Annotated in this window: 18 protein-coding genes, 1 pseudogene and 1 riboswitch; of the genes and pseudogenes, 14 read left to right on the forward strand and 5 right to left on the reverse strand. The window is 36.9% G+C overall.

Going from position 1 to position 21,534, the window contains the following annotated elements; all coding sequences use genetic code 11:
* Nucleotides 1–325: 325 nt before the first annotated feature.
* Nucleotides 326–584: riboswitch (cobalamin riboswitch) on the forward strand.
* Between the two features lie 326 nt (nucleotides 585–910).
* Genes nrdH through nrdF form a run of 4 tightly spaced genes read left to right on the forward strand, consistent with a single transcriptional unit; the run spans nucleotide 911 to nucleotide 4,666 of the window.
* Nucleotides 911–1,141: a glutaredoxin-like protein NrdH gene (gene nrdH, locus ME5_RS04430; protein WP_008038839.1), complete on the forward strand. Its 231-nt coding sequence runs from the start codon at nucleotides 911–913 to the stop codon at nucleotides 1,139–1,141.
* Entirely contained in the window at nucleotides 1,132–1,527 is a 396-nt protein-coding gene (gene nrdI, locus ME5_RS04435; protein WP_008038844.1) for a class Ib ribonucleoside-diphosphate reductase assembly flavoprotein NrdI, read from the forward strand. The genes nrdH and nrdI overlap by 10 nt, the downstream gene beginning before the upstream one ends.
* Nucleotides 1,524–3,683, forward strand: coding sequence for a class 1b ribonucleoside-diphosphate reductase subunit alpha (gene nrdE, locus ME5_RS04440; protein WP_051016510.1), 2,160 nt, complete (start codon nucleotides 1,524–1,526; stop codon nucleotides 3,681–3,683). The genes nrdI and nrdE overlap by 4 nt, the downstream gene beginning before the upstream one ends.
* An 11-nt stretch (nucleotides 3,684–3,694) precedes the next feature.
* Complete coding sequence (nrdF, locus tag ME5_RS04445) at nucleotides 3,695–4,666, forward strand: class 1b ribonucleoside-diphosphate reductase subunit beta (RefSeq protein WP_008038848.1); 972 nt, start codon at nucleotides 3,695–3,697, stop codon at nucleotides 4,664–4,666.
* A 460-nt stretch (nucleotides 4,667–5,126) separates the two neighbouring features.
* Here nrdF and nhaA read toward each other — a convergent pair whose 3' ends face one another.
* The 4 genes and pseudogenes from nhaA to ME5_RS10770 form a co-directional block, all read right to left on the reverse strand.
* On the reverse strand, nucleotides 5,127–6,470 hold the full coding sequence (gene nhaA / locus ME5_RS04455; protein WP_008038850.1) for a Na+/H+ antiporter NhaA: 1,344 nt from the start codon (nucleotides 6,468–6,470) through the stop codon (nucleotides 5,127–5,129).
* Nucleotides 6,471–6,722: 252 nt separating this feature from the next.
* Entirely contained in the window at nucleotides 6,723–8,417 is a 1,695-nt protein-coding gene (locus tag ME5_RS04460) for a hypothetical protein (protein ID WP_008038851.1), read from the reverse strand.
* A 934-nt stretch (nucleotides 8,418–9,351) separates the two neighbouring features.
* On the reverse strand, nucleotides 9,352–9,633 hold the full coding sequence (locus ME5_RS10765) for a hypothetical protein (RefSeq protein ID WP_008038853.1): 282 nt from the start codon (nucleotides 9,631–9,633) through the stop codon (nucleotides 9,352–9,354).
* Nucleotides 9,622–9,891, reverse strand: a pseudogene (locus tag ME5_RS10770) (SulP family inorganic anion transporter); the annotation flags it as partial. The pseudogene ME5_RS10770 and the gene ME5_RS10765, both read right to left, overlap by 12 nt.
* A gap of 593 nt (nucleotides 9,892–10,484) precedes the next feature.
* Here ME5_RS10770 and ME5_RS04475 point away from each other — a divergent pair.
* From ME5_RS04475 to ME5_RS04520, 10 genes are all read left to right on the forward strand, one after another.
* Entirely contained in the window at nucleotides 10,485–12,257 is a 1,773-nt protein-coding gene (locus tag ME5_RS04475) for an SLC13 family permease (protein ID WP_008038854.1), read from the forward strand.
* Complete coding sequence (locus ME5_RS04480; RefSeq protein WP_008038856.1) at nucleotides 12,254–13,369, forward strand: FUSC family protein; 1,116 nt, start codon at nucleotides 12,254–12,256, stop codon at nucleotides 13,367–13,369. Before ME5_RS04475 ends, ME5_RS04480 begins: the two co-directional genes overlap by 4 nt.
* Before the next feature lie 135 nt (nucleotides 13,370–13,504).
* The gene (locus ME5_RS04485) at nucleotides 13,505–14,176 is read left to right on the forward strand and encodes a tetratricopeptide repeat protein (RefSeq protein WP_008038858.1); all 672 of its coding nucleotides are present in this window, start codon (nucleotides 13,505–13,507) and stop codon (nucleotides 14,174–14,176) included.
* Nucleotides 14,177–14,179: 3 nt separating this feature from the next.
* Complete coding sequence (gene der, locus ME5_RS04490) at nucleotides 14,180–15,607, forward strand: ribosome biogenesis GTPase Der (protein ID WP_008038859.1); 1,428 nt, start codon at nucleotides 14,180–14,182, stop codon at nucleotides 15,605–15,607.
* A 237-nt stretch (nucleotides 15,608–15,844) separates the two neighbouring features.
* Nucleotides 15,845–17,092: a cell wall hydrolase gene (locus tag ME5_RS04495; protein WP_008038860.1), complete on the forward strand. Its 1,248-nt coding sequence runs from the start codon at nucleotides 15,845–15,847 to the stop codon at nucleotides 17,090–17,092.
* A 240-nt stretch (nucleotides 17,093–17,332) separates the two neighbouring features.
* Nucleotides 17,333–17,767, forward strand: coding sequence for an AtpZ/AtpI family protein (locus ME5_RS04500; RefSeq protein WP_008038862.1), 435 nt, complete (start codon nucleotides 17,333–17,335; stop codon nucleotides 17,765–17,767).
* A gap of 11 nt (nucleotides 17,768–17,778) precedes the next feature.
* Nucleotides 17,779–18,537, forward strand: coding sequence for a F0F1 ATP synthase subunit A (locus ME5_RS04505; protein WP_008038863.1), 759 nt, complete (start codon nucleotides 17,779–17,781; stop codon nucleotides 18,535–18,537).
* 59 nt (nucleotides 18,538–18,596) lie between these two features.
* The gene (locus ME5_RS04510) at nucleotides 18,597–18,827 is read left to right on the forward strand and encodes a F0F1 ATP synthase subunit C (protein WP_008038864.1); all 231 of its coding nucleotides are present in this window, start codon (nucleotides 18,597–18,599) and stop codon (nucleotides 18,825–18,827) included.
* Nucleotides 18,828–18,983: 156 nt separating this feature from the next.
* Nucleotides 18,984–19,550: a F0F1 ATP synthase subunit B gene (locus ME5_RS04515; protein WP_008038865.1), complete on the forward strand. Its 567-nt coding sequence runs from the start codon at nucleotides 18,984–18,986 to the stop codon at nucleotides 19,548–19,550.
* Between the two features lie 11 nt (nucleotides 19,551–19,561).
* Nucleotides 19,562–20,041: a F0F1 ATP synthase subunit B gene (locus tag ME5_RS04520; RefSeq protein WP_008038866.1), complete on the forward strand. Its 480-nt coding sequence runs from the start codon at nucleotides 19,562–19,564 to the stop codon at nucleotides 20,039–20,041.
* Between the two features lie 451 nt (nucleotides 20,042–20,492).
* Here ME5_RS04520 and ME5_RS04525 read toward each other — a convergent pair whose 3' ends face one another.
* The gene (locus tag ME5_RS04525) at nucleotides 20,493–21,407 is read right to left on the reverse strand and encodes a bestrophin family protein (protein ID WP_245256491.1); all 915 of its coding nucleotides are present in this window, start codon (nucleotides 21,405–21,407) and stop codon (nucleotides 20,493–20,495) included.
* Nucleotides 21,408–21,534 lie beyond the last annotated feature (127 nt).

Raw genomic sequence — 21,534 nt, forward strand, 5'->3', positions numbered from 1 at the left:
TATGTTTGAATTCTGATTTCATAATAGCTGGCTGAAAAGTAATTTTTGTTTTAAATAAAAAAACACCTTTGTCTCATTCCTATGTCATATTTAGCGCAAAAAAAAGAAAAGACTACCTTATGCGTCAATTTGCCTAATCGGTCTGTATGTCAATTTGAAAAGGCGCAAACTATCTTTGCAAAAGGGTTTTTTGTGAGAAGTATAATATACATTTTTTTTATATTCTAAGAACTTGAAAAAAAATCATTTTTTTTAAATTTTATAAAATTCTTATTTTTTAAAAATCTACCTATTGATTATTAGGAAGAATATATGCTCAATAGATACTACATATAGTATTTAGGGTTTTTTGATTCGTAAGGATTGAAAACGAAGAGGGAATTTGGAATAGTATACATTTTTAAAAGATATTTATCTTATTAAGGTGGATATTATCACTGATAAAAATGTCTATTAAAGCCAAAGCTGCCCCCGCAACTGTAAATGGTTTGTGGTGATCAAATACCACTGAAGTTTTATCTTTGGGAAGGTGATCATCATAATAAACTATGAGCCAGGAGACCTGCCTTAAATCAATTTTGTTAGGCGTAATTGTCAATGGACGGGGTGTTCCAGTGTGGCTCATTGTTTGGGTGTTATCCAGACATATTTGCTATGGCACCTTGTCAGAGATGAAGAAGGTGCAAAAAATTTAAAATTAAACCTATATTTGTCATTTAAAGCAGGAATTTGAAACGAATGCAGGAATTAGACAACTCATAATTGCGTAATGTTGCGTTTCGTTCAGTTACTCGCGTTTACTTACATCTTATCTTAAAGCGTCATGACATCCGACAGAATGTGGCATGTTTTGTCACATCATCAAAAGAGTCATGTTTGCAAAATTTTTTTTATTTATAGGAGAATAATTATGGCTATCACTGTTTATAGTAAACCAGATTGTGTTCAATGTAATGCAACATATCAGGCATTGGATAATAAGGGGATTTCCTATCAAATTATTGATATTTCAGTAGATATGGCTGCCTTTTGTTATGTTCAAAGTCTTGGCTATCGTCAAGTTCCTGTCGTTGTTGCAGAAAAAAAGCATTGGGCAGGTTTTCGGCCAGATATGATTAATGGTCTTAATGAATGCCATTAATTTATTATTATTCAAGCGCAACAGGCAATACCCATCATTTTGTTGAACAATTAGGGTGTCGTACCATACGTTTGAATAAAGGTCTTCCGAACGATCAGGTCTTTGAACCTTTTGTGCTTATTGTGCCAACTTATGCTGGCGCAGAAGGACAAGGTGCTGTGCCAAAAAGGATTATTCAATTTTTAAATGAACAGCAAAGTCGCTCGCATTTGTTAGGTGTGATTGCAGGTGGAAACCGCAGTTTTGGCTGGACATATGGTTTGGCAGGAAAAATCATTGCACAAAAATGCTCTGTTCCTTGCCTTTATCGTTTTGAATTGCGCGGCACGAATGAGGATGTTCGGCGTGTTAAAAATGGATTGAGATATTTATGGAACCGAAAATGACACAGGAATTGGAAAGAACGGATGACACCTCATTCACCAAAACGAATGAATACAATTATTATTCATTGAATGCAATGCTTAATCTTTATGATTGTGATGGCAAAATTCAATTTGACGAAGATAAACGTGCAGCACGACAATTTTTTTTGCAACATGTCAATCAAAATACGGTTTTTTTTCATAGTTTAAAAGAAAAATTGGATTATTTGGTCGATGAAAATTATTACGATAAATCCATTCTTGATCTTTATGATTTTGCCTTTTTAAAAAGTCTTTTTAAGCGTGCTTATGCTTATAAATTTCGCTTTCCTACTTTTCTTGGTGCGTTTAAATATTACACGAGCTATACTCTGAAAACCTTTGATGGAAAGCGTTATTTAGAACGCTATGAAGATCGTGTGTGTTTGGTTGCATTGACCCTTGCGCAGGGCGAAAAAGATTTTGCGCGTAAAATGGTCGATGAGATGATGACAGGGCGTTTTCAACCTGCAACACCAACTTTTTTAAATGCTGGTAAAAAGCAGCGCGGAGAATTTGTTTCGTGTTTTTTATTGCGCGTTGAAGACTCCATGGAATCTATCGGTCGCGTTGTGAATTCTGCGCTTCAATTATCTAAACGCGGTGGAGGGGTCGCACTTAGTCTTTCGAATTTGCGTGAAGTGGGGGCTCCGATTAAGCATATTGAAAATCAGTCATCTGGTGTGGTACCTGTAATGAAAATGCTTGAAGATGCATTTTCCTATGCTAATCAGCTTGGAGCGCGCCAAGGGGCAGGGGCGGTGTATTTGCATGCACATCATCCTGATATTATGCGTTTTTTGGATACAAAACGCGAAAATGCTGACGAAAAAATCCGTATTAAAACCTTGTCACTGGGTGTTGTTATTCCTGATATTACTTTTGAGTTGGCCAAAAATAATGAGGATATGTATTTATTTTCTCCTTATGATGTAGAACGCATTATGGGAAAACCTTTTGGTGATATTGCAATAAGTGAGCATTATCGGGAATTTGTGAATGATGCGCGTATTCGTAAAAGTAAAATAAAAGCACGGGATTTTTTTCAAATCCTTGCCGAAATTCAATTTGAATCTGGTTATCCCTATATTATGTTTGAAGATACGGTTAATCGTGAAAATCCGATTTTTGGACGTATTACAATGAGCAATTTATGTTCTGAAATTCTTCAGGTGAACGAAGCAAGCATGATGAATGAAGATCTCAGTTATGCACATATGGGGTCGGATATTTCTTGTAACTTGGGATCTCTGAATATTGCAAAAACAATGGATTCAGATGATTTTGGACAAACGATTGAGACTGCCATTCGTGCCTTAACGGCAGTTTCTGATATGAGCAATATTGCCAGCGTTCCAACTGTAGCAAAAGGGAATAAAGAAAGCCATGCTATTGGATTAGGACAAATGAATTTGCATGGTTTTCTTGCGCGGGAACATATTTTTTACGGCTCTCTCGAAGCCATTGATTTTACCAATATGTATTTTTATACAGTTCTTTTTCACGCATTACGCAGTTCAAATACGCTAGCGAAAGAACGTGGTGAAACGTTTGCTGGTTTTGAAAAATCCACTTATGCGGATGGTCGTTTTTTTGAAAAATATCTTACGCAAAAATGGAGACCACAAACCGTTGTCGTTGAAAAGCTTTTTGCAGATAAAGGCATTATACTTCCCACTTTGGCTGATTGGGAAGAACTTAAACAATCGGTTCAAAAATTTGGGCTATATAACCGCAATTTACAGGCAGTACCGCCGACTGGTTCTATATCCTACATTAATCATGCAACATCCTCAATTCATCCTATTGCCGCAAAAATTGAAATTCGTAAAGAAGGCAAAATTGGACGGCTCTATTATCCTGCGCCTTATATGAGCAATGATAATCTTGCCTATTATCAAGATGCTTATGAAATAGGGGCAGAAAAAATTATTGATACTTATGCAGCGGCCAGTCAACATGTTGATCAAGGCCTTTCTTTGACGCTTTTTTTTCCTGATACAGCCACAACGCGCGATATTAATCGCGCTCAGATTTACGCTTGGAAAAAAGGGATTAAAACGATCTATTATATCCGATTACGCCAAATGGCATTAAGCGGAACAGAAATTGAAACTTGCGTTTCGTGCAGTTTATAAGGTGTGAAATTATGCCAAATCGTGAAACAAAAAATGCTGTACTTGCAATTAATTGGAACCGTATTGACGATGAAAAAGATTTGGAGGTTTGGAACCGGCTGACAGGTAATTTTTGGTTACCTGAAAAAATTCCTCTCTCCAATGATATACCTTCCTGGCAAACTTTAACAGAAAAAGAACAACAGTTAACAATAAGGGTTTTTACAGGACTGACATTGCTTGATACGGTGCAAAATAGTGTCGGAGCGATCTCTTTGCTGAGTGATGTTTTGACACAACATGAAGAAGCTGTTTTAACCAATATTGCTTTTATGGAAGCAGTTCATGCACGCTCTTATTCTTCAATATTTTCTACATTATGCTTAACGCGCGATGTTGATGCGGCGTATCGATGGTCGATCGATAATGAACTTTTGCAAAAAAAAGCCACCACGGTTATGCGCTATTATCATGGAGATGATCCTTTTAAAAAGAAAGTCGCTTCGGTCTTTTTGGAAGGATTTTTATTTTATTCTGGCTTTTATCTTCCTATGTATTGGTCTAGTCGCGCAAAATTAACCAATACAGCAGATCTCATTCGTCTCATTATCCGTGATGAAGCCGTTCATGGTTATTATATCGGCTATAAATTTCAATTATCTTATAATGCGCTTTCGGAAGATAAAAAAAGAGAGATTAAGGATTTCGCCTATTCAATGTTGTTAGATCTTTATGAAATTGAATGCAAATATACTGAACAGCTTTATGATGAGATTGGTTTGAGCGAAGATGTCAAAATGTTTTTAAATTATAACGGCAATAAAGCCTTAGCAAATTTGGGTTTTGAACCCTTATTTGCACCAGAAATATGTCAGGTTGATCCTGCAATTTTATCCGCGCTTTCCCCTAATTCTGATGAAAATCATGACTTTTTTTCTGGTTCTGGATCTTCTTATGTCATCGGTAAAGCCGTGGCGACAGAAGATGATGATTGGGATTTTTAGTCTTGAAAAAAGTCTAATGACAAAACATTGTAGGTTAGTAAAAGCCTTTTTTGGTTATGGATATTTTTTTAAGATAAAATAATCAAGTGCTTTGTTTGATGAGGGGCACAGCAAAAAATAAGCCAATAATAAAATAAGCACCGCATTCAGCAATAATTATTGTTGTTTGCGGTGTTATACTTTTCAAACGCTTTCATCTTGCTTGTTTTCATTTATGGGATTGCGATTTAATCGATTTAAGCGTTTCAGTGATGTGTTTTGAAAGAACATGATCATCATCTTGATAAAAATCTATTAAAAATTTGTGTCTTATATAAAAACAATCAAATTTTTGTCTTTTATAGGATATCAACAAAACGCAATTTAAAGATAACTCTGTCTGATAATTTGTCATCAGACAGAGCATTATTTTGTAAGTTTTTCAAAGACGATAGATGACAGTATTAAAAGACATCGTAATTTATTTGTTTAAGCGACGCAAATAAAGACGCCCGTAAATAAGCGCAACAATTGCCGACAATCCAGAACCACTTAAAACACCAATTTTTGCAGCATTAAGTTGGTGAATATCGCTAAAAGCAAGCATGGAAACAAAGATAGCCATTGTAAAACCAATACCGGCGAGAAAACCTGCAAGTAAAAGTCCTGACCAATTTACATGTGGAGGTAGACGGCATAATCCACTTTTAATTGCCATAAAACTTGCCAATAATATACCTATCGGCTTTCCAACAAATAAACCAAGTGCGACACCAAAAACAATCCATGATGCACCATGAGCATTAAAATCAAAACCAGAAAAACTGACACCTGCATTCGCAAAGGCAAATAACGGCATAATTAAAAAAGAAACCCAAGGATGTAAAGATTTTTGCACACGATTTATAGGTGCGCATGCATCCCTTTGTGCGGTTTTTAGACTATTTAAAGCCTCATCAACATGATGAGCGTCTTGTCTTTTCTTTTTATCTTGCAAAATAGTCACCGCCTCGCTCATACGCGTAAGGGGAGACTGCGTATTGTGAGCTGATATTACAGGTGTCAACATGCCAAGAATAACCCCTGCAAGAGAAGGGTGTATACCTAAAACCATTAATCCCCACCAAATAATTATCGCAGGAACACAATAAAACCAAGCAGAAGCGAGCCCAATCCATTGGAAAAGAAAAACAAAGACAATGCCAAAAATTGCGATTGCAAAACCATAGGGATCAAGTCCAGAAGAATAAAAAATGGCAATAATAAGAACGGCGATAATATCGTCAATGATTGCTAACGACAGCAAGATCACACGTAAATTTGTCGGAACAGATTTTCCAAGCAGTGCCAAGATACCAACAGCAAAGGCGATATCTGTTGCCGTAGGAACAGCCCATCCATGTGAACGCTCAATATCATAATTAAAAAATATATAAATGAGTGCTGGCACACAAACACCACCAATTGCTGCAATGATCGGTAAAGTTGCCTGTTTTATATTTGATAAAGCACCTTGATGTATTTCATGGCGGATTTCCATACCTGCAACAAGGAAAAAAAGTGTCATAAGACCATCATTTACCCAAAAATGGACATCTTTTGAAAAGGAAAATGATCCTATTTCAATACCAAATGGTAAATTCAAAAATTTTGTGTAAAATTCAGCATAAGATGAATTTGCCATAATCAATGCAGCGATGGCTGCAAGAATTAAAACAGCGCCCCCCATGGCTTCAATATGCATTAATTGTTTCAAAAAATTTACAAGTTTCTGCGTAAAACGTACGCCAAAATGCGGTGTTCGATTATGTAAAAAATCAGGCATAATAAGCTCCATAAGTTGGCGGCCCGACCAACTGATAAGCCTGTTTGACATGGATTTGCCAAACACCCAAAGCAGCTTATAACAAAAAAAAGATTAAAAAATCAACTAAAACAGAAATTTCCACCAGTTTTATTAAGAAGGCTTTACTTTGAAAGATAAAAGGGTTTCTTTTAAACAAAGATGGATGACATCAGATTTCAAAGTGATCTCTTCAATTATAAAATGATTTGAAATTTTAACTTTTTCATGTGTTTATTGCGCTTCCACATTTAAATCAATTTTATTCATCGCATCAGAAAGCGTGCCATCAAGAATTTGTTCTAAATCTTCAGAAGTTAAGCCCTTATTATCTTTGGCACGCATGGATATTTTTAAAGTTCCCGGATTTTGAGCAAATTTTCCAAACTCTTTTGAGATTTTTTCTGCCTCATCATGATCTTTTAAAATCATAAGTGGTGTTCTTGTCATGGCAATATAGAAATCTTCATAAAGTTCTTTTTTAAGGTTATGTTCATCATCGTCTAAACTTTGAGACAAATAGGTAAGAAATTTATCGATAAAACCAAAGTCCGAATAACGCATATCAATGGCCGTCACACCAATATTTGCAGCAGCCATAAGCGCGTCCTCTTTATTTCCGGAGAAAACATTGGGTTCCACATCAACAACTGTTGCTGTCATATCTCCTGAGCCAATTCCGGGTGCATCAAAAGATAAGCTATTGAGTGATAATCTTTTATTGTTTGAATGATAAGAAAAGTCCAACTTACCAGACAGATTAATGGTTTCTAAGCCTAAGTTCTGAAACAATTCAGCATCTTTTGGCGGCAATTGGTTTGTATCAAGTGAAAAGCCATCGATAGAAAGCAATAAGCTTTCAGGAATAGGCTGGTTCCAATTGTTTGGTTTAAGTTGAAAAGCCTTTAATGCGGCTTTTAGTTTTGTTGTTTCAATTTGGCTGTTTTCAATGCGCGCATCAATGGATGTAATTGAATTGATCAAAGCATGGATAAGAATGTTTTTTTGTGCTTTTTTCGCCTCTTCATTTCCTGATTTTTTAGCGTCCAGATAAGTTTTAAAAACGTTCTCGGCAACAATATTCATAGGACGCATTTTTAAACCATCGGTATTAAATTGACCCATAATAAGATGAAGATTATTTTGCGTTCCATCAAAAATATCTATGTCTAGATTCGTTAAAGCAACAGGACCAATTAAAGTTTTACCTTCTTCAGCTGTTGATGTGCTTTGGGTCAAAATAGAATATGCATAAGCTATATCAATATTTTGTGCACGCATTGCGTCACTTTTACCGACAAAACGCATAGGATTATTGATGTCAGAGGTTAGTGATGCAAGCCCAATATTGGTATTCATAGAGGTCAAACCAATTGAACCAATAGTGCCATTTTTAAAACCAGAAATCCAGAAACCTTTAATATCAAGATTTTCTAGAGTGCCATTTGGTGTGGTAACAGATAAAAGCATAGTCGGTGCATTAACAGATGAAATGCTCACGCGATGAAGGGTTTGCAATATTTTTGCATTGATTGAGCTATCTTTATCATGCAAAGAAACACCGCTTATACTAATTTGAGGAATTTGCAGGCGAATATTGTCGCGTTGTAGCTCAATGTCATAAAGCGTAAATGATCCCGGTAAAAAGGCAATCGGTGGGCGTCCTGATAATGCGCCAATTTTTAGATCAATATCATCTGGAACAGGTAAGCGAACATTAGTAAGAGAAACGTTTCCAAAAAGTGAAATTTTTGAGCTATCCGCTTTTACGCCTCTCTTGGTCATTTCACTGGCGACAAAACTTTCTAAATGAGGCTTAGCTATATAGAATCCACCGACCAATAGAATGGATAAAATTATAATAATTCCAACGATATAAAGTAGCATACGTTTTATCGTCGTTTTCAGCCAAGCTGAGAAATTTGCCATAATCATTCCTGTCTTATTATTCTAAATTTAAGTCTAAATCCATTTTTTTCCAAATGTCAAAGGACTATAATTTAATATACTTAAATTGGTGATAGCCATACCCTTATCTGAATGTTCTTTCAAATGAAACGTATGTTTAACGCCATTTTCTTGATAGTTTTTAAATATGTCTTTTCTATTTTTTATCATTTTGAAAACAGTCTGGTTTTCATTTAGCCCTTGTTGATATGCTAAATCCATCATGTTTTGTGGATAGGTTTGATATACTTTAACAAAATCCTTAAAAAATGTTTCATATCTTTCGTGTGAAAGCTCTTAACGAGAATCATTCAATCGACTTCTTATGTTATCAAAATCATTAAAAAGATTTAAATCGTTAAAATGTGTTGCTAAAACGGCAACACTAACAGCTACAGGATTATCAAGGTTAAAAATATTTTGATATTTGATAGGCGTATATGTGCTTTGAATTGATTGACATCATTGATGATAAAATCAAAATAAAGCAAATTAATCTCTTCTTTGGATTAATTTAATTTTGTATCAAAAAATATGTCAAATTTTGAGAATATAGATCATTATGATTATATTTATATATACTCCATGCATAAATGCAGGTATTTTAAAACCTTTCATATCCATAAGAAGCTTACTTAAATTTGATGTTTTCTTAGTCGCTCACAACAAAATCTTTATTATAAGATCTGTTTTTCAGAGCATTCACATTTTTGATCAAATTATCAATTGATAGCTTAACTAAGCCATTATTATAGAAAATTTTAAAATGCTTTATATGAGAATCTAATGTGGGAGCATCATTCTTATTGCTTACTTTAATATACGTATTGATTTAAGTTTTAACTTTAGAGGTTTCATAGCTAAATTTTCCTATTGCTAATAAAATATCTAAAAATTTATCTGCTTATTCTTTAATTTAGTCTTCAGAATCCTCAGTTGTTTTCTGATTTGTTTTATGACCATCTGAAATTGTTGAAAAAATCATATAAATAAAAAACATAGGACGCATAGTAAACTCTGAATACGATAAATGTGTAATACTTGTTTCCTGTTTTGCTATATTTGGATAATGAACTTTGTAATGCATGTTGTCCATGAACATTGAAGTAAAAATAGTTTTATAAAATGTATCTTGATCAATGTTTGCAAATGAAGTGAAAAAAGTATCATAAATGTTTAAGACGGATAAATCATCCATTCCGTTTTGCTCAATAGTTGTCGAGACAACAATGATGAAAGACCAGCTGGACTACCAATTTGGTAAAGACTGCCTCCTAGAAGGGCAATACTAAATCTACCATTTATTGATGTATAAAGTCCTTGGACGGGTGATGCGCCTGATGCAATTGCAATCGCAATGGATAAAGGAAGAGCAACAATTGCAACGGTGAGCCCATCAAGCTTTTAAATCTGATAAATGATAACCTTCACGCAAAAACGTGATGATTTGAGGAGTTAATGTGGATTGAGACGATGTCTTTTTTGTTCTTCATGTGGTTGTGTCATGGAAAACCTATAGATTAAAATAAATGGATCTCTTTTCAGTCCTTATCATGATCAAATAACAGGTTCTAGAAGCAGCCATTATATATCTTATGATCTTTATTCGTCGTAATATTAAATTTATGAGTGATTTTGATAGCGAGGCGACAAAACCATGGTCGCATAGAGTTTAAAGGACTATTTTAGTTAAAAAATTATGATGTTCATTTTTTCAATACTTTATTGAGAGTGCTGATTTTACCCAAATTTTACGGATAGGCAAAAAGGCAAGAAAATAGCGCTAAACTGAGCGTATTTTCTAGAAAATATACATCTAAACTAAGTGGACGGATGGTGTTCATTAAAAAAAGGTGAAAACGATTGTCACAATATAAATGTAGCATATGGTTGCTTTTTATGCTTACTTTTATTCATAATTTTTTTAAAAAATATGATTGTTGTCTAAGCTCTTGTCGTAAAACTTGAAGCGCGTTAAATAGATGACGAAATAATTGCGTATTGTGTAACATTTTGTGATGGCACTAACATCATAGGTATCGTTTATATATGACAACAGATCAAATTTTAGCCTTTTCTATCATTGGCCTTATGATGGCGGTCTTTATTTGGGATCGCTTTCGATATGATGTTGTTGCTGTTTGCACCTTACTTCTTGCGTGTAGTGTCGGTATTGTCAGTCCCAAAGAAGCTTTTTCAGGTTTTAGCGATGATATCGTCATTATTGTTGCGAGTGCTTTGTTGGTCAGTGCAGGTGTTGCCCGATCAGGAATTATGGAGCATATTATTCAACGCGTTTGGCCTGATGTGAAGTCTGTGCGTATACAATTGGCTTTTCTTGTTTTAACAGTTACTATTCTTTCTGCATTTGTTAAAAATATCGGTGCGCTTGCAATCATGTTGCCCATAGCTTTTCAATTTGCACGCCGATCCAATGTTTCGCCATCCGTTTTTTTAATGCCCATGGCATTTGGTGCCCTTCTTGGTGGTTTAATGACCCAGATTGGGACCTCTCCTAACGTTGTGGTATCTGCCATGCGTGAAAGATTGGTTGGAACATCCTTTACGATGTTTGACTTTACACCTGTGGGTGCAACCATTGCTGCTGTTGGTGTTTTCTATCTGGTGTTTTTTTCATGGCTATTGCCAGTAAGAGTGCGTAAAGATGGTGCTTCCGTTGAAGAAATTTCAATTCGTGACTACGTGTCTGAAGCTCGGTTGCCATCCAATTCACCTCTTGTAGGCAAATCTATTTCAGATTTGATTAAACCATCTGCTGGTGGTGTTATGGTGCGCCAGATTATTCGTAATAAATTTTTAATCGCTCCTTTTCCTGATTTTATCTTGGCAGAAGATGATATTGTGATATTAGAAGGAACGCATTCTGCTTTAGATGCAGTGGTGAATTCTGGTCGATTGCAGTTAACAACAGGTCGAGATGTCCCAAGTGGTGATAAAGACAGTCAGATAGAAACTGTTGAAGCTGTCATTACAGATAATTCACCGCTTATTGGTATTAGTGCAAAAAGACTGTCTTTGTTTGATCGTTATGATGTAAATCTGTTAGCCCTTAGCCGCCAACATGAAAGAGTGCGGGCACGCCTTGGTGATATTGTTTTTCGTCTTGGTGATGTTATTGTTTTACAAGGGCGGGATGATGTGATCCCAAATTTATTGCGTGAATTAAAATGCCTGCCTTTGGCCAAGCGAAATATTATGTTTGGTAATTTGCGTCGTGGTTTGGTGCCGCTTGTTATTTTGTTCATTGCTATTATTACAACGGCTTTGCAAATCATTCCCGTTGCTTTGGCCTTTTTTGCAGCAGCTGTTGCTATGGTTGTCTTTCGTGTTATTCCAGGACGCGATGTTTATAAAGCCCTTGATGGGAAGATATTGGTGATGTTAGCCGCACTTATACCTGTCAGTGAAGCTTTAGAAAAAACAGGATGCACAGATCTTATTGGTCATTGGTTAAGCATGTTTGCAAGCGCACTTCCACCATCGGGTGCATTAGCGGTTATTCTTGTTGCGGCTATGCTTGTGACACCTTTTTTGAATAATGCTGCTACAGTGATGGTGATGGCTCCCATAGCTTCCAGTTTTGCTGCCTCGCTTCATTATAAGCCAGAAGCCTTTCTTATGGCTGTGGCAATTGGTGCTGGATGTGATTTTCTTACCCCCATAGGGCATCAATGCAATATGTTGGTTATGGGGCCAGGAGGATATCGTTTTAGTGATTATCCTCGATTAGGTGCGCCTCTGGCTGTTTTAATAGCACTTGTATCTGTGCCAATGCTGATGTGGGTTTGGCCATTGCAATGACGCGTTTTAAATTGATTAAAATCAAATTTATACAGGCCCAAAACCAAGTAAAAGCAAGCTGGAAAGATGCGCTAGGTGCTGGTATGGCATCTGGTTTGGCTTGGTTTGTCTCAGCGCAAATTTTAGGTCATCCTAATCCAATTTATGCAGCTATGACTGCTATGATTTGTTTGGCACCGGGTTTGCCTAGTCATGGTCGTCAAGCCATTTATGTTTTGGTTGGTGTGTTGACAGGCGTGGTTGTTGGTGAACTGACACTTCTTTTGCCACCCATGCCAACAGAAATACGGATTGCTCTAGTCGGTTTTGCGGGGCTTACAATCGCTTCTGCCTATGCCGTTATACCTGCCATTATTATTCAGGCGGGTCTTTCTGCGGTTATGGTTTTTGCTCTTGGTGCAGAAGTTGCAGGTTGGACACGTGTGATTGATGTCGCTGTTGGGACTTCGATTGGATTAATTTTTAGTCAAATTCTTTTTACGCCGGATCAACTTAAAACACTTGGGCAGTCGGTTGAACGTTTTTTTAAAGAACTCACTTTAAATTACACCCTTACGAATAATGCTCTTGATAAAAATGATATATTGATTGCACGACAAGCACTTAAAAGTTGTGGACGAACACATATCGCATTGGTTGCGCTGATTGCGACCATTGATGAGGCACGTACCAATACACGTTGGACAGTCCGTGGAAGGCTTTTTTCGCGAGAGGTCGGCACGTTGGCTGCCCGTTATGACCAATCAGCTATTCGACTTTATGCCTCTTCGCTTCTTTTATGTGAAGCAATTCACAATGCTTTGCGTAAACATCGTGATGCACCACCTGAATGGTTTGGGGATGCAATAAAATTGGTGGCATCGAATTGTCGTTATTTGTCAGGAGATGCTAAAGAGGGGGAGGAATTTATTATGCCCGATCGTTCAGTACGTGAGGAGGTGTCTCTTAGTTGGCGTGAATGTGTTATTGATCTTGAAATGGCAGAAAATATCTTAGCGCGTTTTTATAAAACTAAAACACGCAAAAAAAGACTTATTGCTTTTCGAAAAAAGAAAATATTAGATGCTGTTCGTGCGCAATTAAATGATCAGAAAGATCGTGTGGACCGTTAAGAATAAAGTTTAAGATAAATAAAATACGCACTTTCATTAAAATCCTAATGAAATTATTTTCGTCCTTTTTATAATTAGGACTACCATCTTTGATAAAAAATGCGTAAATGCACAAAACAAAATTAGGAAAGATTGATGTCAGACGATAGTTTTTTTCGAGAAGTAAATGAAGAAATCCGTCAAGATCGCCTAAAGGCACTTTGGTCGCGTTTTGGCCCATTTTTAATTGGAGCGGCATTTCTTCTTGTCGTGGGAACTGCTATTCATCAGGTCTATAATTATTGGCAAGCTGGTAAGGCAAACACGATTGGTGATACTTTTCTGGCAAGTTTTAATAATATTGAACAAAATAATTTTGATGATGCTTTAAAGCAGTTAAATACTGTTGAGCAGTCTGATTTTGGTGGCTATCCTTATCTTGCGCAATTGCGTAAAGCTACAATTTTTATGGAAAATGGTAAAAATGCACAAGCCGTTGACGCATTTGATAGCGTAAGCAACGATAAAAAAGCACCTGAATTGCTTCAAAAAGTCGCCAAAATTCGAGCAGCTTTCATTCTTGTAGATTATGGTCAATTTGAAGATGTGGAAAAACGTGTCAAAGATTTGGCAACGGACATTGATCCAATGCGTATGTCTGCTCGTGAGGCGTTGGGATTGGCAGCCTATAAGGCTGAAAAATATGACGTGGCTGTTTATTATTTCAAAAAGATTGTTGATGAAAAACTGGCTGGCATAAAAACAACCGAACGCGCTCAAATGATGTTAGATATGATTTATAGTGCGGGCAAAGCTGTTAAAGGTTAAGAAATGAGTTTAACCGTTGCAATTATCGGGCGTCCAAATGTCGGTAAGTCAACATTGTTTAACCGTTTGGTTGGACAACGTTTGGCTTTGGTTGATGATACGCCGGGTGTTACGCGCGATCGACGCATGCATTCTGCCCGTTTGCAGGATTTGCGATTTGATGTCATTGATACAGCTGGGCTTGAAGATGCAGATGATCATAGCCTTGAAGGGCGTATGCGCACTCAAACAAAAATGGCAATAGAAGAGGCAGATCTTATTTTATTTGTCTTAGATGCCAAAAGCGGTATGACGCCGAATGATTTAAATTTTGCTTCTCTTGTACGCAAATCTGGAAAACCGATTATTCTTGTTGCCAATAAAGCAGAAGCAAAAGAGGCAACAGCAGGATTTTATGACGCGTGGTCTTTAGGTCTTGGTGAGCCATGCCCGATATCAGCTGAGCATGGTTTAGGTATGTCTGATTTGCGTGATGCGATTGTTGAGGCTGTAGGGGAAGACAAAGCTTTTGAAAAAGAATTGGAAGAAGAGCGCATTCGTATTCAGCCACCATCGATTGGTGATGATATTGATGATCCTGAAGCTGAAGAGCCAGCTTATGATAATACCAAGCCAATTCGCATAGCCATTGCAGGGCGCCCTAATGTGGGTAAATCCACTCTTATCAATACTATGGTTGGACAAGATCGCCTTTTGACTGGGCCAGAAGCAGGTGTTACCCGCGATTCGATTTCGGTTGACTGGGAATGGCGAGGCCGCAAAGTCAAACTTTTTGATACTGCTGGCTTGCGACGTAAAGCCAAAGTGCAAGGTAAACTTGAAAAGCTTTCCGTTGCCGATACATTGCGAGCCATTCGGTTTGCCGAAGTAGTGATTATCGTGTTTGATGCGACTATACCTTTTGAAAAGCAAGATTTGCAAATTGCGGATTTGGTTATTCGAGAAGGACGTGCACCAATCATTGCCTTTAATAAATGGGATTTGATTGAAGATCGTCAGCAGACACTTATAGATTTACATGAAAAATGCGCGCGGCTTTTACCGCAAGTGCGCGGTTTAAGAGCTCTTCCTTTGTCTGGAGAACACGGACAAGGCATTGATCGCTTAATGGAAAATATCGAAAATGTGCATAAGGTTTGGAACCGTCGTATTTCAACAGGAAAATTAAACCGCTGGTTAGAAGGCGCGGTTGGTCGTCATCCACCACCTGCTGTATCAGGGAGGCGTTTAAAAATAAAATATATGACACAGGTGAAAACCAGACCCCCTGGATTTGTTATTTCTGGATCACGTCCTGATGCGATGCCACAGTCTTATTTAAGATATTTGACAAATGCCTTACGAGATCGTTTTGATATGCCAGGCGTACCTATTCGTTTATCGATGCGTACATCAGATAATCCTTTTGCCGGGCGTGCAAAAAAACGCTAAATTTTATTCTGTTATACCGCTCAATAGTTAATACTGTTGAGCGTATTTGTTTCTTTTTCCTAGAAAACCACAGTTTTTCGATTAACTATTACTACATTTTAATAAAAAATTAATCAATAATATCAACGAATAAGGCTCTTTTTGTTAACCATAAATAAAGGTTAATCCGCCATTTTGATTCTCACATAAAAATTGTTTGAAATTGTGCGTAAGCGTAAAGTGCGTTGGAGTCGTGTGGTGCCTAGAATATCGTTGAAATCTCCTTTGCGTCGTCACGATGGCAAAGAAACAAGAAGCGAGAAGTTTTGCATTGCGTCTTCTTATTATCTTCCTGAAGGACGGTTTTATAGTGCTCCTGCTATTTTAAAACAAAAACGTCGCAAATTTTATTTATTACCAACAATACTTGGCTTTGGAATGGCAATATGTGCAGCAACAACTTTACAAAATGCCGATATTTTAGAACCGATAAATGTTGGCGTTTCAGTGCTTAGCCGCAGTCAGACCCCCAATGTCGATAAAGTGCCAAAAGGTGTTGATCCTATTGTTACAGGTTCAATAATCCTCACACATCGTTATAAAGCTCTTCCTGTAACAGGCGAGATAACAGAACAAAAACTTGGTATAGCTGATCCAAATCCAGATGTTGATCGTGTACGTCGCGCAGAAAAGTCAGATGGTCTTAATAAGCGTGAAGACAATGCCTTACCAGATCTTTCAAAGATCGAAACGCCTAGAGTTTCTATTCAGATGAGTCCATTGTCAAATTTTCATAAGACATTTGCACAACTGAGAAAATCGACAAATGACACAAAACCAATCGATATTGCAAGAGCACCTCTTCGTCTCAGTAAAAAATCAAATCCCACATTACCCATTCCAAAAGTTCTTGCTTCACTTGTTACCAATGATCAAGCCGATATTTTGGCTTTAGGATATGCACCACAAAATGCAAAAATTGATTCGACACCTTTTGATAGTGTTTTAAAAGATAAAAATGACGGTCGTTTTATTCCCCCTATTGGTAAAAAAGACCATGAATGGGCTGCAACTTTGTTGCCAGCAGCAGCCTTTTCGCCAAAAGAACAAAAATGTTTGGCAGAAGCAGTCTATTTTGAAGCACGCGGAGAATCAGTCAAAGGACAAGTTGCTGTTGCACAAGTGGTTCTTAATCGTGTACGCAATCCAGCATATCCTGGTTCAATTTGTGGTGTTGTCTATCAAAACATTAATTGGAGAAATAAATGCCAGTTTTCTTTTGCGTGTGATGGTAAAAAACACAGAATCACCGAAAAGCAGAATTGGGTGATTGCACAACAAGTATCAAAAGCAGTGACGGCAGGCCAAATTTGGCTTGCTGATGTGGGTTCTTCGACGCACTATCATGCAACTTATGTGCGTCCTCGGTGGGCAAAGTCAATGGATAAAGTTGAAAAAATAGGACTTCATATTTTTTACCGTACCAAAAATGGTGGTTGGAGTTAATCGTTAGAACCCCAAGGCGCAATAAGATTCCCAGATTTGAACATTCTTATCGTTAAATAGTCTATTTAACGTAGCTAAAAATGAGTAATTTTATCAGATAGAATTTATTTTTCCTCTTTTGAAGATGATTCTTCTCATTCTGACTGTTTTGCTCTCTTGACGAATGGTTCAGGTAACAATATGTTGCGCGCGACTTTAAAGGTTAGACCTTGACTTTTTTGTTTGATGATGAGGCCGATAATGGCAAAAGGTGATACGCCTGATAAGCTGGAAGCGTTGTCAGAAAAACAGGAAGGAAATCTTCAATCTTTGGATCTGGATCGCCGACGCCGTAATTTAGAAGTCGAATTAGAGCGTAAGGGTGTACTTAATCAACCAGAACCAATGAAAAATGAGGATTTGCCGTCAAAGGGAACGGCACAAGCAATCAAACTGTCAAGTGAGTTTTTGGCAGGCGTCATTGTTGGTGTGGTTCTTGGTTTAGGCTTTGACCAACTGGTTGGGACATCACCTTGGGGATTAATTATTTTTTTATTCCTTGGTTTTGCCGCTGGTGTGTTAAATATTTTGCGGTCTGTGGGGTATGTTCCCCCCAGCCAAATCGGACAACGTGGCGCCTCGCGCCAAGATAAAATGGGTGATAACCCTGATAAAACGGGTGATAACCCTCATTAAATGAGGTTAATGTGGCTACAGGCGCTCCAGATCCTATTCATCAGTTTGAAGTTTCTCGACTGATTAATATTCCTTTGGGAAATACGGATTTGTCATTTACCAATGTTTCTTTGTTTTTGGTTCTGACTGTCGTTTTATCTGCAATATTCTTGTTTGCATCATCTTCAAGCCGTGGGCTTGTGCCGACACGTATGCAATCTATTTCAGAAATTGCTTATGAATTTGTTGCAAATACATTGCGTGATTCTGCCGGTTCACAAGGTATGCGGTTTTTCCCTCTTGTGTTTTCATTGTTCATTTTCATTTTAGTGGCTAATTTTATTGGTCTGTTTCCATATTTTTATACGGTGACTTCACAGATTGCGATAACGTTTGCTTTAGCAATGCTGGTCATATTAACTGTTGTTATCTATGGTTTTTTTAAGCATGGTTTTGGGTTTTTAAAATTATTTGTTCCCTCAGGTGTGCCTATTATTATTGTGCCTTTGGTTACTTTGATTGAAGTTATCTCATTTTTATCACGTCCTATAAGCCTTTCTGTTCGTCTCTTTGCCAATATGTTGGCTGGTCACATAACACTAAAAGTGTTTGCGGGTTTTGTGGTTTCAATGATAGGAATGGGTGCTGTTGGGATAGGGGGCTCTGTATTGCCACTCATTATGACTGTCGCTATAACAGCACTTGAATTTTTAGTGGCGTTTCTTCAGGCATATGTCTTTACTGTTTTGACCTGTATGTATCTTAATGATGCGGTGCATCCAGGACATTAATTACACGGATGAATTGGTCATCCATAAATAAATGCGAATTCGCTTTAAAGGAGAATGAAATGGAATTAGCACTCGCAGCAAAATACATCGGCGCTGGTCTTGCTTGCTTTGGTATGGCTGGTACAGCACTTGGTCTTGGCAATATTTTTGCCGCCTTTTTATCAGGCGCATTGCGCAATCCATCGGCCGCAGATAGCCAATTTGGTCGCTTGGTTTTTGGTTTTGCCGTGACAGAAGCTTTGGGTATTTTCTCATTGCTTATTGCTCTTTTACTTCTTTTTGCTGTTTAAAATTTCAAAAACTGCCAGTCACATTTTATGTGACTGGCACTTAAACAGTAAGATGAAAAGCTTATGCTAAAATTGCTTTAAAGAGTTTCATTGCCTACATGATTAATGTTTTGCGGCTTTATAGTTTTATTGAGCCAATAATAAGGATAAAACAGGATGTTTATATCCAATGCTTATGCTCAAAATGAGATGTCAACGATTGATCGCATTGAGGATGCTGTGCATCATGCAGAGCGTGTATTTCCTCCATTTGATTTTTCTCATTTTAGTTCGCATTTATTTTGGCTGGCAATCAGCTTTGGTTTATTTTACTTTTTCATTGCACGGATTATTGTGCCGCGTATAGGCGGTGTTATCGAAATACGTCGTGATCGCATCGCCTCTGATCTTGATCAAGCCGCAAGAATGAATCAGGAGCGCGCAAGCGCAGTTGAAGCGTATGAGCGTGAATTGGCTGATGCACGATCAAGAGCGCATATGATTGCGCAAACAGCTCATGATAATGCTCAAAAGCAAGCAGCTGATGAGCGTCATGCTGCTGAAATGGCTTTAGACAAAAAATTAAAAGATGCCGAAAAACGTATTTTTAAAATTAAAGATCATGCCATGCAGGATGTCGGAAAAATTGCAGAAGAAACATCACGTGCCATTGTGCATGAATTTCTAGGAAAAAATATTAGCGAATCTGTTGCGACAGCAACAGTAAAATTACTGCGAAATTAGGAACATGTATGATGAGTGATACTTTTTGGGCTCTTATCGGTTTATTGTTGTTTCTCGCATTGCTTGTTGCAATCAAGGTTCCATCTAAAACAAACCGTTATCTTGATGATCGTGCTGAGCGTATTGATAAAGAATTAAACGAAGCACGTAAATTACGTGAAGAAGCACAAGAGCTTTTAGCGGAATATCAAAGGCGACGCGCAGAGGCAGAAAAAGAAGCAGAAGAAATTATTGCTGTAGCAAAGCGAGAAGCACAAGCTCTTGCTATAGATGCGCGTGAAAAAACAGAAGCTTATGTTGAACGGCGCAATAAAATGGCAGAAGAAAAAATTGCACAAGCAGAAACAGATGCTATTTCTGCTGTTAGATCATCTGCTATTGATTTGGCCGTTGCAGCTGCAGGAAAAATCATAACTGAAGAACTTGATTCAAAATATGCGGATCAATTGATAAAAGCATCATTGCAGGATATTAAAACTTTAGTGAATTGATACAATATCGATAATCGTAATCATTTCACATGATGTTATATGTAAAAAAACCGTGCTTTAAGCATGGTTTTTTTTATTAACAATACTATTTACAAAAAAATAACTTTTTAACAAATAATTATAATTCTTACAATAATATGAGGCTTGATCATCCATTTATTTTATCAAAATGGTAGGGAAAATTTAGGTAAGAACGAAGAGCAAGCTGTGAAAAAATATGACTATTTTAAGAATTGTCGAAACGGTTAATTGCGAAATCCTTCTATATATAGGGTAAAAAAAATTACTCTTTTTTTTAGAAAGCATAAGCTTCATCGTTCATTTTTATCGCTTTCTACTATGCATGTTTTGCTGTTTGTATGATCGTTTTATCAAATTAATAAGGCTATAACCTACTCCAATCATCATGAAGTTAAAAAATAACGATTAATCACTCATAATAATTTAACGATCATTGCAAAACATAATTTATAGGTTCAATGGCTTCTGGCATTTTTTTACCAGTTTGAGCATATATATCTCTGGCGACAAGTGTTGCCATCGCGCAAATTGGTAAAGCATTTTTGACTGGAGCAAAAGGCTGTTCCATTTCTTCACTGATGGCATCTAATCCAAATAATGTATAGGCGACAAATAAGCTTGCAACGGGTGTCCACCAACCAAGAATATCGTTAAAACCAAAGGGAATAAGAAAACAAAAAATATAGGCTGTTCTATGCAAAAGTAATGTGTATGGAAAGGGAACGGGAGTTGTTTTAAGCCGTTCACAAGCAACTTGAGATTCATTGAGACGCTCAAGAGTCTTGTCAATCATTTGAAATTGGATATCAGTAATTAACTTTTTTTTATAGAGAGCAACGAGTTTTTGAGCTAAGCAATTAAGAATAAAAGATGGTTTATTATGAGTTTTTAAATATTCATCATTGATTTTAAAATTCAATTCTAAAAGAGCTTCAGGAATGGCTTTTGAATTTTTTAAATCATAAGCAAGACTGAAAGAAAAGGCAGATGTTAAGTAGAGAAACGCATGACGTTCATTGATGCGATCAGAAAATAGATATGTTTGTCGTATAAGATCACGTGAACTTGATACGATTTTACCCCAAATAATACGCCCTTCCCACCAGCGATCATAACAGGCATTATTACGAAATCCTAAAAATACCGATAATGCAATACCAAGCATAGTAAATGCGGACGCACTATTATAAGTTGGAACAATATTTGGAAAAAAATAATGTGCCAGAACAACTGTCACTGAAAGCAAAAATATTGCAATAAGTTGTGGGGCAATTTTGGGTAATATTGATCCTTGCATTACAAAAAAAAGTTTAAAAATATGTGGGCGTGGACGAATAATCATCATTATTCTCCTTGTTTAAGCACAATCATTACAAATGATATATTTAGGGCTTAAAAACATTTTCATTAAGGTGATATGATTAAGCTCTTTAAATTTATTTAACCAGTGATGAGTATTTTTTCATAACACA

Source organism: Bartonella tamiae Th239 (genome assembly GCF_000278275.1).
Taxonomy (GTDB): Bacteria; Pseudomonadota; Alphaproteobacteria; order Rhizobiales; family Rhizobiaceae; genus Bartonella; species Bartonella tamiae.

Coding starts and splice junctions, on each gene's coding strand:
- ME5_RS04525 (WP_245256491.1), bottom strand. CDS start 21,407: ATGATGATTATTCGTCCACGCCCACATATTTTTAAACTTTTTTTTGTA.
- ME5_RS04515 (WP_008038865.1), top strand. CDS start 18,984: ATGTTTATATCCAATGCTTATGCTCAAAATGAGATGTCAACGATTGAT.
- ME5_RS04500 (WP_008038862.1), top strand. CDS start 17,333: ATGGCAAAAGGTGATACGCCTGATAAGCTGGAAGCGTTGTCAGAAAAA.
- der (WP_008038859.1), top strand. CDS start 14,180: ATGAGTTTAACCGTTGCAATTATCGGGCGTCCAAATGTCGGTAAGTCA.
- ME5_RS04510 (WP_008038864.1), top strand. CDS start 18,597: ATGGAATTAGCACTCGCAGCAAAATACATCGGCGCTGGTCTTGCTTGC.
- nrdI (WP_008038844.1), top strand. CDS start 1,132: ATGCCATTAATTTATTATTATTCAAGCGCAACAGGCAATACCCATCAT.
- ME5_RS10765 (WP_008038853.1), bottom strand. CDS start 9,633: ATGGATGATTTATCCGTCTTAAACATTTATGATACTTTTTTCACTTCA.
- ME5_RS04520 (WP_008038866.1), top strand. CDS start 19,562: ATGAGTGATACTTTTTGGGCTCTTATCGGTTTATTGTTGTTTCTCGCA.
- ME5_RS04460 (WP_008038851.1), bottom strand. CDS start 8,417: ATGGCAAATTTCTCAGCTTGGCTGAAAACGACGATAAAACGTATGCTA.
- nhaA (WP_008038850.1), bottom strand. CDS start 6,470: ATGCCTGATTTTTTACATAATCGAACACCGCATTTTGGCGTACGTTTT.
- nrdE (WP_051016510.1), top strand. CDS start 1,524: ATGACACAGGAATTGGAAAGAACGGATGACACCTCATTCACCAAAACG.
- ME5_RS04480 (WP_008038856.1), top strand. CDS start 12,254: ATGACGCGTTTTAAATTGATTAAAATCAAATTTATACAGGCCCAAAAC.
- nrdH (WP_008038839.1), top strand. CDS start 911: ATGGCTATCACTGTTTATAGTAAACCAGATTGTGTTCAATGTAATGCA.
- nrdF (WP_008038848.1), top strand. CDS start 3,695: ATGCCAAATCGTGAAACAAAAAATGCTGTACTTGCAATTAATTGGAAC.
- ME5_RS04475 (WP_008038854.1), top strand. CDS start 10,485: ATGACAACAGATCAAATTTTAGCCTTTTCTATCATTGGCCTTATGATG.
- ME5_RS04485 (WP_008038858.1), top strand. CDS start 13,505: ATGTCAGACGATAGTTTTTTTCGAGAAGTAAATGAAGAAATCCGTCAA.